General features: G+C 72.7%; 9 protein-coding genes. 5 read left to right on the top strand and 4 right to left on the bottom strand.

Translation table 11 applies throughout. From position 1 onward, the window contains the following. Positions 1–100: 100 nt before the first annotated feature. The gene (locus AB0E88_RS34090) at positions 101–586 is read right to left on the bottom strand and encodes a VOC family protein (protein ID WP_361638667.1); all 486 of its coding nucleotides are present in this window, start codon (positions 584–586) and stop codon (positions 101–103) included. Positions 587–724: 138 nt separating this feature from the next. Here AB0E88_RS34090 and AB0E88_RS34085 point away from each other — a divergent pair, with 138 nt between their 5' ends. The 3 genes from AB0E88_RS34085 (at position 725) to AB0E88_RS34075 (ending at position 3506) form a co-directional block, all read left to right on the top strand. Then, complete coding sequence (locus tag AB0E88_RS34085) at positions 725–1927, top strand: epoxide hydrolase family protein (protein ID WP_361638665.1); 1203 nt, start codon at positions 725–727, stop codon at positions 1925–1927. A gap of 335 nt (positions 1928–2262) precedes the next feature. Beyond that, positions 2263–2901, top strand: a complete 639-nt coding sequence (locus tag AB0E88_RS34080; protein ID WP_361638663.1) for an ATP-dependent Clp protease proteolytic subunit — start codon at positions 2263–2265, stop codon at positions 2899–2901. Positions 2902–2903: 2 nt separating this feature from the next. Continuing rightward, complete coding sequence (locus tag AB0E88_RS34075) at positions 2904–3506, top strand: ATP-dependent Clp protease proteolytic subunit (RefSeq protein ID WP_361638676.1); 603 nt, start codon at positions 2904–2906, stop codon at positions 3504–3506. A 15-nt stretch (positions 3507–3521) separates the two neighbouring features. Here AB0E88_RS34075 and AB0E88_RS34070 read toward each other — a convergent pair whose 3' ends face one another. Further along, positions 3522–3914, bottom strand: a complete 393-nt coding sequence (locus tag AB0E88_RS34070; protein WP_361638674.1) for a helix-turn-helix transcriptional regulator — start codon at positions 3912–3914, stop codon at positions 3522–3524. Positions 3915–4164: 250 nt separating this feature from the next. On the opposite strand from AB0E88_RS34070, the gene AB0E88_RS34065 reads away from it, so the two are divergent. After that, complete coding sequence (locus AB0E88_RS34065) at positions 4165–5052, top strand: RNA polymerase sigma factor SigF (RefSeq protein ID WP_361638661.1); 888 nt, start codon at positions 4165–4167, stop codon at positions 5050–5052. Positions 5053–5106: 54 nt separating this feature from the next. On the opposite strand, the gene AB0E88_RS34060 is transcribed toward AB0E88_RS34065, so the two are convergent. Both AB0E88_RS34060 and AB0E88_RS34055 read right to left on the bottom strand, forming a co-directional pair. After that, on the bottom strand, positions 5107–5562 hold the full coding sequence (locus AB0E88_RS34060) for an ATP-binding protein (RefSeq protein WP_361638659.1): 456 nt from the start codon (positions 5560–5562) through the stop codon (positions 5107–5109). 119 nt (positions 5563–5681) lie between these two features. Then, positions 5682–6875 carry a DUF6777 domain-containing protein gene (locus tag AB0E88_RS34055; protein ID WP_361638657.1) on the bottom strand — a complete coding sequence of 398 codons (1194 nt, stop codon included), beginning with the start codon at positions 6873–6875 and terminating at the stop codon, positions 5682–5684. A gap of 161 nt (positions 6876–7036) precedes the next feature. Here AB0E88_RS34055 and AB0E88_RS34050 point away from each other — a divergent pair, with 161 nt between their 5' ends. Continuing rightward, positions 7037–8299: a streptophobe family protein gene (locus tag AB0E88_RS34050; protein ID WP_361638655.1), complete on the top strand. Its 1263-nt coding sequence runs from the start codon at positions 7037–7039 to the stop codon at positions 8297–8299. Positions 8300–8306: the final 7 nt, after the last annotated feature.

Genomic DNA, 8306 nt, shown 5'->3' with positions numbered 1-8306 from the left:
GCGCCGGCGCGGGCCGCCGGGGGGTCGCGCCGGGCCGCCAGGTTGCCGTACCCCCCGGGGGGGGGGGGCGCCGGCCGTGGAGGGCGGGCGCCCCGCCGCCTCACTCCTGCCCGGCGTAGGCCTTCTCCAGCGCAGCCTTGTCGAGCTTGCCCATGGCCAGCATGGCCCGCATCGTCCGGGCCGCCTTCTCCTGGTCCGGGTCGCTGATCATGTCGATCAGCCCGTCCGGGATGACCTGCCAGGACACCCCGTACTTGTCCTTCAGCCAGCCGCAGGGCCCGGGCTCGCCGCCGTCGTCGGTGAGCCTGGTCCAGTAGTGGTCGACCTCCTCCTGGCTGTCGCAGAAGATCTGGAAGGAGATCGCCTCGCTGAACGTGAACTGCGGTCCGCCGTTGAGGGCGACGAACTTCTGGCCGTTGGCCGTGAAGTCGACGGCGATCACCGAGCCGGCGGGGCCCGGCCCGGCCTCGGTGTAGCGGCCGATCCGGCCGATGCGGGCGTTCTTGAAGATCGACACGTAGTAGTGCGCGGCCTCCTCGGCCTGGCCGTCGAACCAGAGACACGTGGTGAATCCGTCGGTGGTCATGCGACACCTCCTGAAGGCGCGCCAAGCGGCGCGGAACGCGGTCACCAGTGTCGACCGGCCAGGGCGGCGAAACTCATCGGCCACGGGCAGCCGTTAATCCGTACGGCCTCGTCACCGAGGTCACCTAGCATCCGGGCCATGACGTCATCCGCCGCGGACACCGGCATCCGTCCCTTCCGTCTCGACATCCCGCAGAGCGACCTGGACGACCTCCACGACCGCCTCGACCGCACCCGCTGGCCGGACCAGCTCCCGGGCACCGGCTGGGCGTACGGAGTCCCCGTCGACTATCTGCGCGACCTCGTCCACCACTGGCGGCACACCTACGACTGGCGGGCCGCGGAGGCGCGGCTGAACGAGTGGCCGCAGTTCACCACGACCCTCGACGGGCAGCACGTGCACTTCGCCCACGTCCGCTCCCCCGAGCCGGACGCCATCCCGCTGATCCTCACGCACGGCTGGCCCGGCTCCATCGTGGAGTTCCTCGACGTCGTGGGACCGCTGGTGGACCCGGTGGCGCACGGCGGCGAGGCGGCCGACGCCTTCCACGTCGTCGTACCGGGCATCGTGGGGTTCGGGCTGTCCGGGCCGACCACCGCGCCGGGCTGGGAGGCGGGACGGGTCGCCGACGCGTGGGCTGAGCTGATGACCCGGCTCGGCTACGAGCGGTTCGGGGTCCAGGGCGGCGACTGGGGTGCGGCCATCTCCCGCGAACTGGGCCGCGCGCACCCCGGCCGGGTCATCGGCGTCCATCTCAATCTGCTGCCGGGCGCCCAGCAGCTCACCGAGCCGACCGAACAGGAGCTCGCGGCGCTGAGCCCTGAGGAACGGCAGGAGGCGCTGCGGTCCTGGCACAGCTGGGAGCAGTGGTCCCGCGAGGGCAGCGGCTACGCGGCGCTGCAGGCGACGAAGCCACAGACGCTGGCCTACGCGCTGACGGACTCACCGGTCGGGCAACTCGCCTGGATCGTCGAGAAGTTCCGGGAGTGGACGGACTCCGAGGAGCTGCCGGAGGAGGCCGTGGACCGGGACCGGCTGCTGACGAACGTGATGCTGTACTGGCTGACGGCGACGGCCGGCTCGTCCGCGCGGATCTACTACGAGCGCGCCCACACCACCGGCCGTGCCGCCGCCCCGCAGGAGCCGTCCACCGTGCCCACCGCGCTGGCCCTGTTCCCGAAGGAGATCCAGATCCCGCTGCGGCACCGGGCGCAGCGCACGGAGAACCTGGTGCGCTGGACGGAGTTCGACCGCGGGGGCCACTTCGCGGCGATGGAGGAGCCGGACCTGCTGGTCGCGGACGTACGGGCGTTCTTCCGGCAGCTGCGCGAAAAGGGCTGACGGCGGGCCGGGCCCGCCGTCAGCCCGGCGGGTCCGGCCGGCGCGAACGCGGCGGGTCCTGCCCGCGGTGAATCCGGCGGGCCCGGCCCAGGGCGCATCCGGCGGGTCCGGGGCGCGGCGCATCCGGCGGGCCCGGCCCAGGGCGCGTCCGGCGGGCCCGGGGCGCGGCTCATCCGGCGGGCCCGGGCCCAAGGCGCATCCGGCGGGCCCGGCCCAGGGCGCGTCCGGCGGGCTCTGCCCGTGGCGAATCTGCCGCGGGCAGAGAAACCTGCCGCAGGAGCGGGCCGGAGCCGACAGTGGAGTCGAAGCCGATCCCCGACCCGACGGGAGCTCCCATGACTCCACTCACCGCCCTCGCACCACGTGCCGACGAGGGCGACACGCCGCCGACCCGTTTCGACGACCAGCTCGCGGACCAGCTGCTCGGGCAGCGGATCGTGCTGCTCGGCACCCAGGTCGACGAGGTCTCCGCCAACCGGGTCTGCGCCCAGCTGCTGATCCTGTCGGCGGAGGACCCGCGCACCGACATCAGCCTGTTCATCAACTCCCCCGGCGGTTCGGTGCACGCCGGCCTCGCGATCTACGACACCATGCGGCTCATCCCGAACGACGTCTCCACGCTGGCCATGGGCTTCGCCGCGAGCATGGGCCAGTTCCTGCTCAGCGTCGGCGCGCCCGGCAAGCGGTACGCCCTGCCCAATGCCCGGATCATGATGCACCAGCCGTCCGCGGGCATCGGCGGCACCACCGCGGACATCGAGATCCAGGCGCAGAACCTGGAGTTCACCAAGCGGACCATCGAGCGGATCACCGCCGAGCACACCGGTCAGAGCCCGGAGACCATCTCCCGGGACGGTGACCGGGACCGCTGGTTCACGGCCGAGGAGGCCAAGGAGTACGGCATGGTCGACCGGGTCGTGGAGTCCTTCGCGGACGTGCGCCCGGCGGCCTCCAGGCGACGGACGGGGCTGTGAGCATGGGCACCTACACGATTCCGAACGTCATCGAGCGCACCCCGCAGGGCGAACGGTCCTTCGACGTCTTCAGCCGGCTGCTGAACGAGCGGATCATCTTCCTCGGCACCGAGATCGACGACGGCGTCGCCAACGTCGTCATCGCGCAGCTGCTCCACCTGGAGTCGGCGGCACCCGAGCAGGAGATCGCGATCTACCTCAACTCCCCAGGGGGTTCGTTCACGTCGCTGATGGCGATCTACGACACGATGACGTTCGTACAGGCCCCGATCTCCACGTTCTGCGTCGGCCAGGCGGCCTCCACGGCGGCCGTGCTGCTGGCGGGCGGGGACGCCGGGCGGCGGTTCGTGCTGGAGCACGCGCGCGTGCTGCTCGGCCAGCCGGCGTCCGGGGGCCGGCAGGGCACCGTGTCCGATCTGGCCCTGCAGGCCCAGGAGATGGTGCGGATCCGCTCCCAGGTGGAGGAGGTGCTGTCCCGGCACACCCGGCACGACATCGCGACGCTGCGCGCCGACATGGACCGGGACAAGGTGTTCACCGCACAGGAGGCGGTCGCCTACGGGCTCGCCGACCGGGTGCTGAGCAGGCGCCGAGCCGGACTGTGACAGGCCGCGCCGCGCTCAGGCGGCCAGGCACAGGCCGTTGTGCGACGCGGTGTTCCTGGTCGTGCCGCGGTTCGGGTGCGCGGTCCGGGCGGTGACGCGGACGAGTTCCGTATGGGCGCGCGCCAGCAGGTCGCCGAGGCTCAGGCCGAGGGCGTGGGCGGCGGCCGCGAGGACCTCCGAGGAGGCTTCCTTGCGGCCCCGTTCCACCTCCGACAGATACGGCATGGAGATCCGGGCGGTCTCGGCGACGTCCTTGAGGGTGCGCTCCTGGGCGCGGCGCTCGCGGCGCAGCACGTCGCCGACCAGGTCCCGCCACAGGGGTTCCTTCGCCGCGGGGCGGCCCTCCGGACGGGCGGCCGGGGGTCGCAGCGGGATGACGCGGGCTTCGTTCAGGCGGATTTCCCTCATACGGGACTCGTGCATGCCGGTGTCGTTCATACGGGCTTCGTTCGGTGTCTGAGTGCTCACCTGCCCAGCCTAGAAGGCGTGTTGGCGAGGGGAAGGCCGCGGCGTTCTGCCCTGGGTGAAGTCGTCCGTCCCCCCGCGGAGAACGGTTTTCGGTCACTTCCACGAAAAGGGGGGCATGCCCTGGACGACTCCGGGTAGGCGGAGGGGCAGCGCAACACGTCGCACCGTACTTCCGTGGGAGGGAAAGCCGATGTCCACCGCCGTGATCCGGTCGGAGGCACAGGTCGCCGCGAAGGCTGCCGGAACCAGCACGGGTGAGAGCCCGCTGCCGGGAGTCGAGGACCCGCGGACGATCGCCCCGCGGGACGCGCGGCAGCTGTCCCGCCAGTTCTTCCGACGTCTGGCGGAACTCGAGGAGGGCACGCACGAATACCAGTACGCGCGCAACACCCTCATCGAGATGAACATGTCCCTCGTCCGCTTCGCGGCCGGCCGTTTCCGCGGGCGCGGCGACGACATGGAGGACATCGTCCAGACCGGCATGATCGGCCTGATCAAGGCGATCGACCGGTTCGAGCTGGCGCGCGAGGTGGAGTTCACGTCGTTCGCGTTGCCGTACATCGTCGGTGAGATCAAGCGGTTCTTCCGGGACACCACCTGGGCCGTGCATGTGCCGCGGCGGCTTCAGGAGCTGCGTGTCGAACTCGCCAAGGCCCGCGACGAGCTGGCGAGCCGGCTCGACCGGGAGCCGACGGTGGCCGAGCTGGCGACGCTGATGAACATCTCCGAGAAGGAGGTCGTCGAGGCGCAGATCGCCGCGAACGGCTACAACTCCTCGTCGCTGGACGCCGCCCTCACCGGCGACGGCCCGGAGCACGGCGAGGCCGTGCTCGCCGACTTCATCGGCGTGGAGGAGGAAGGGCTGCGGCTCGTGGAGGACTTCCAGTCGCTGGCCCCGCTGATGGCCGAACTGGGCGAACGCGACCGGCAGATCCTGCACATGCGGTTCGTGGAGGAGGCCACTCAGGCGGAGATCGGGGAACGGCTCGGCTGCTCGCAGATGCACGTGTCCCGGCTGATCAAGCGGATCATCCTGCGCCTGCGTGAGGGCATGCTGGGTGAACTGGGCTGCGCCTGAGCGCGGCCGGGAGCGGGCCGGCGCCGCCTTCCGGGAGGAGGGTGCGCGGCCCGCTCACTGCGGGTGCAGGCGCAGCAGGGCACTCACCCGCTTGCCGACGGGGACGCGTTCGGCGACGACCTGAGCCGCCAGCGCGTGGACGATCTCCAGACCGTGCCGGCCGACCCGCTCGGGATCGCGCGGAAAACGCCTCGGCAGGGCGGCGCTGCTGTCGTAGACGGACACCGTGACCGCGGCGTCCGTGCCCTCCAGCTCCAGGATGTAGGGGCCGTTGCTGTGCCGTTCGGCGTTGGTGACGAGTTCGCTGACGACGAGCAGCAGGGCTTCCTCGGCGCGGCCGCCGATCCGCGCGCACCACTCGGTGCGCAACTGCTCGACGAACTGCGCGGTGAAGCCGCGTGCCTCGGCGATGCTGCCGGGCTCGCCGGTGTAGTGGGTGGCCCGCCTCAGGGGCTCCACGGGTACGTCGAAACCCGTCGGTATCACTTCCCCGCCCAATTGTTCGGTCATGCGTGTCTCTCTAGGAAGCCGGTACGGCCGGACGTTGCTGCACCTGTGCTCGTACCCCGAGTCTCGCCGCACACTCCCCGCCCGGGCCGGCGCACCGAGCGGTTTCGGTCACACGTGGTTCAGCCCGACGCCCCCGACGCCGGGGACTCGCCGGACGCCGACCCGGGCGGGGGTGGCTCGGACGCGGGCGGCTGGGAGGTGGGCGGCGAGAGGCTCGCGGGTGCGGAACCGGACGACTGTGACGAGGGCGGCTCGGAGGACGGCGGGACCGGGGCCGACGAGGGCGCGCTGGACGTCTCCGGCACCGGGTGGGTGGGGCCGACGGAGGTGGACACGCTCGACGAGGGGGTCGGCGAGGCGGGCGGGTGGGTCTTGCGGTCGTGGCCGCCGGTGTCGCCGGGGTGCCGGGCGATCCAGGTGTGATGGTCGGAGTCGTAGAGGACGAAGACGGTGATGACCCGGGTGCTGGGGGCGACCGCGACCACGTCGGAGGAGCGGTACGACGGCCAGGAGTCGCCCTTGCGGGTGACAGTGCCCTGCTGGGCGACCGGCGGGGTGAGCGGGTTGCCGCAGGCGCAGCGCACGCTGGGCGTGCCGTGGTCGTCGACGAGGACGGCGGTGCCGGCCTGGAGGACGGCCTGGTAGCTGGTGGCGGCTCCGTCGCGGTAGCCGTGGTTGGTGACGCGGGTGTCCATGCGGAGCTGGACGGGGGTCAGGGAACGCAGGTAGGCGGGTACCTGGTCGGGCCGGACGCCGGCGACGGCGGCGAAGGCGCGGTTCTTCTCGGGCGCCGCCGTCAGATAGCGGACCTGGCGTTCGACGTCGCAGCTGGGGACCTTGCGGGTGCCGCCGTAGAGGCCGGGTGCCGAGCCGTCGACGCCGCGGACCGCGTTCACGGGAGCCGACGCGGTGGCGGGGGCGGCGGAGACGGGCGGCGCGGAGCTGTCGGTGGCGGTCGACGGCGTGAACGGATCGGGACCGGTCTTCCCGGCCGCCTGGAGGAACACCTCGCCGCCGCCGGCCGAGCCGCCTGAGCCGCCGGATCCACCGGAGCGGCCGAGGACAACGGCGACGACCACCGCCGCGACGACCACCGCGGTGAGCACGGCGACCCGGGGAGCGGACCTCCACCAGGGGCGGCGCGGTTCAGGCGCCTGGGACGAGCCGCCGGTGGGCTGCGAGGGGGGAGGGCCGGACGGCGGACCGCTGTGGCCCCCGGGCCCGGAGAGCGGGCCCGAAGGAGGGCCGGTCGGGCGGCCGGAGGAACCGGGTGGTCCGGTCGGGCGGCCCGATGAGGGTGGTTCGACGCTCACAGGCTCCTCTTCCCGCGTGGGGTCTTTGCGGCATTTCTTGCACTGCATACCGCTTTTCTCCACACCGTTCCCATTGTCATCCGGCTTCCGGGGGTGCCGCGAGCGGACGCGGACGGCTCTCCCGGCGCGCGGGCGGGGCGTGCCCTGCATAGCGTGTCGGTGTGAGCCCGCGAACCACATCCGCCCCTGCCGTCGCACGGCACGGCTGGATCCAGGCCCTGGCCACGGTGTTGTCCGGTCTCGTCGCCATGGGAGTGACGGCGGCGCTCGGGCTGTGGGCGGCCGGTGCCGCCGATCTGCCGGACGGCGGGTTCTGGCGGGTGGTGGCGGCGACCCTCGTCACGGCCGTAGGCGGCTCGGTCGAGGTGACCGGGGGCGCGGGCGCGCTCGCCGACACCGGGGCGGGGGTGACCGTGATGCCGTTGTCGGTGACCCTGGCCGGCGCTCTCGTCGTGGCGGGGGGCTTTCTGCGGCCGCTGCGTCACCGCGCGGTGGCGGGTGGCGCCGAGCTGGCGGGCTGGGCGGGACGCATCGCACTGCTGTGGCTGCTCGGGCTGATCGGGCTGGCGTTCGCCGCCCGGCACACCTTCGCGATCCCGCTCGGCAACGCCACGCTCAGCGATCTCGGCGAGATCTTCGGCATCAGACCCGAGGTGGGCTTCACCACGGACGTGCCGCTGACCGTGCTGTTCGGTCTGCTGTGGCTGGCCGGGGTGCTGGCCCTCGCGCTGCTGGTGGCCCGCGGGGCGCCGCTGCCGCCGCGCGTCGTACGGTTCGCGGACTCGGTGCGCCCGGCGGCGTACGCGATGGTCGCGCTGCTGCTGACGTGCGTCGCGGCGGGCGTGGTGGTGGGGCTGGTCGTCGCCGCGTCGCGCGGCCACGCGGCTGAGACCTTCGCGGTGATCCTGCTGGGCCTGCCGAACGTGGTCTGGCTGGCGTTCACCCTCGGTCTGGGCGCCACCTGGCACGGCAGGGTGGACGGGCCGTTCGGTCTGCCGATGCCGCACCTGCTGGACGAGGTGCTGCGCACGCCGGACGTCTCCACGCTGAACCTGCACACCCTCGCCGAGCGTGACGGGAAGGCGTGGTGGCTGCTGGTCGCGGCGGCCGTGCTGCTGCTCGGGGCGGCGTTCGTGATGGCGGTGCGCTCGCCCGCCCGGGTCCGGCTGTGGCAGCACGCGGTGCACCTGGCGATCGCGCTCGCCCTGACGGTCCTGATGATCTGCCTGGTCTGCCGGATTTCGGCCCACTACGGCCTGTCCTTGATGGGCATCGGCGACCTGGGCGGAGGGCTGTCCGGCAAGCTCTTCCTGACGCCCGAGGTGTGGACGGCGGTGGGCTGGGCCCTGCTGTGGGGTCTGGTGACCGGCTTCCTCGGCGCGCTGGCGGCCGTCCGGGTGCGCCGCCGCGGACCCCGCCCCTGACTCCGGG

This window comes from Streptomyces sp. NPDC028635, assembly GCF_040637635.1.
Classification (GTDB): domain Bacteria; phylum Actinomycetota; class Actinomycetes; order Streptomycetales; family Streptomycetaceae; genus Streptomyces.
Note: the sequence above shows the minus strand (reverse complement) of the source record. Positions and strands in the feature narration are given on the sequence as shown.

Excerpts from the sequence above, each read along its gene's own strand:
- AB0E88_RS34090 (WP_361638667.1), bottom strand. The coding sequence starts at position 586 with ATGACCACCGACGGATTCACCACGTGTCTCTGGTTCGACGGCCAGGCC.
- AB0E88_RS34085 (WP_361638665.1), top strand. The coding sequence starts at position 725 with ATGACGTCATCCGCCGCGGACACCGGCATCCGTCCCTTCCGTCTCGAC.
- AB0E88_RS34080 (WP_361638663.1), top strand. The coding sequence starts at position 2,263 with ATGACTCCACTCACCGCCCTCGCACCACGTGCCGACGAGGGCGACACG.
- AB0E88_RS34075 (WP_361638676.1), top strand. The coding sequence starts at position 2,904 with ATGGGCACCTACACGATTCCGAACGTCATCGAGCGCACCCCGCAGGGC.
- AB0E88_RS34070 (WP_361638674.1), bottom strand. The coding sequence starts at position 3,914 with ATGAGGGAAATCCGCCTGAACGAAGCCCGCGTCATCCCGCTGCGACCC.
- AB0E88_RS34065 (WP_361638661.1), top strand. The coding sequence starts at position 4,165 with ATGTCCACCGCCGTGATCCGGTCGGAGGCACAGGTCGCCGCGAAGGCT.
- AB0E88_RS34060 (WP_361638659.1), bottom strand. The coding sequence starts at position 5,562 with ATGACCGAACAATTGGGCGGGGAAGTGATACCGACGGGTTTCGACGTA.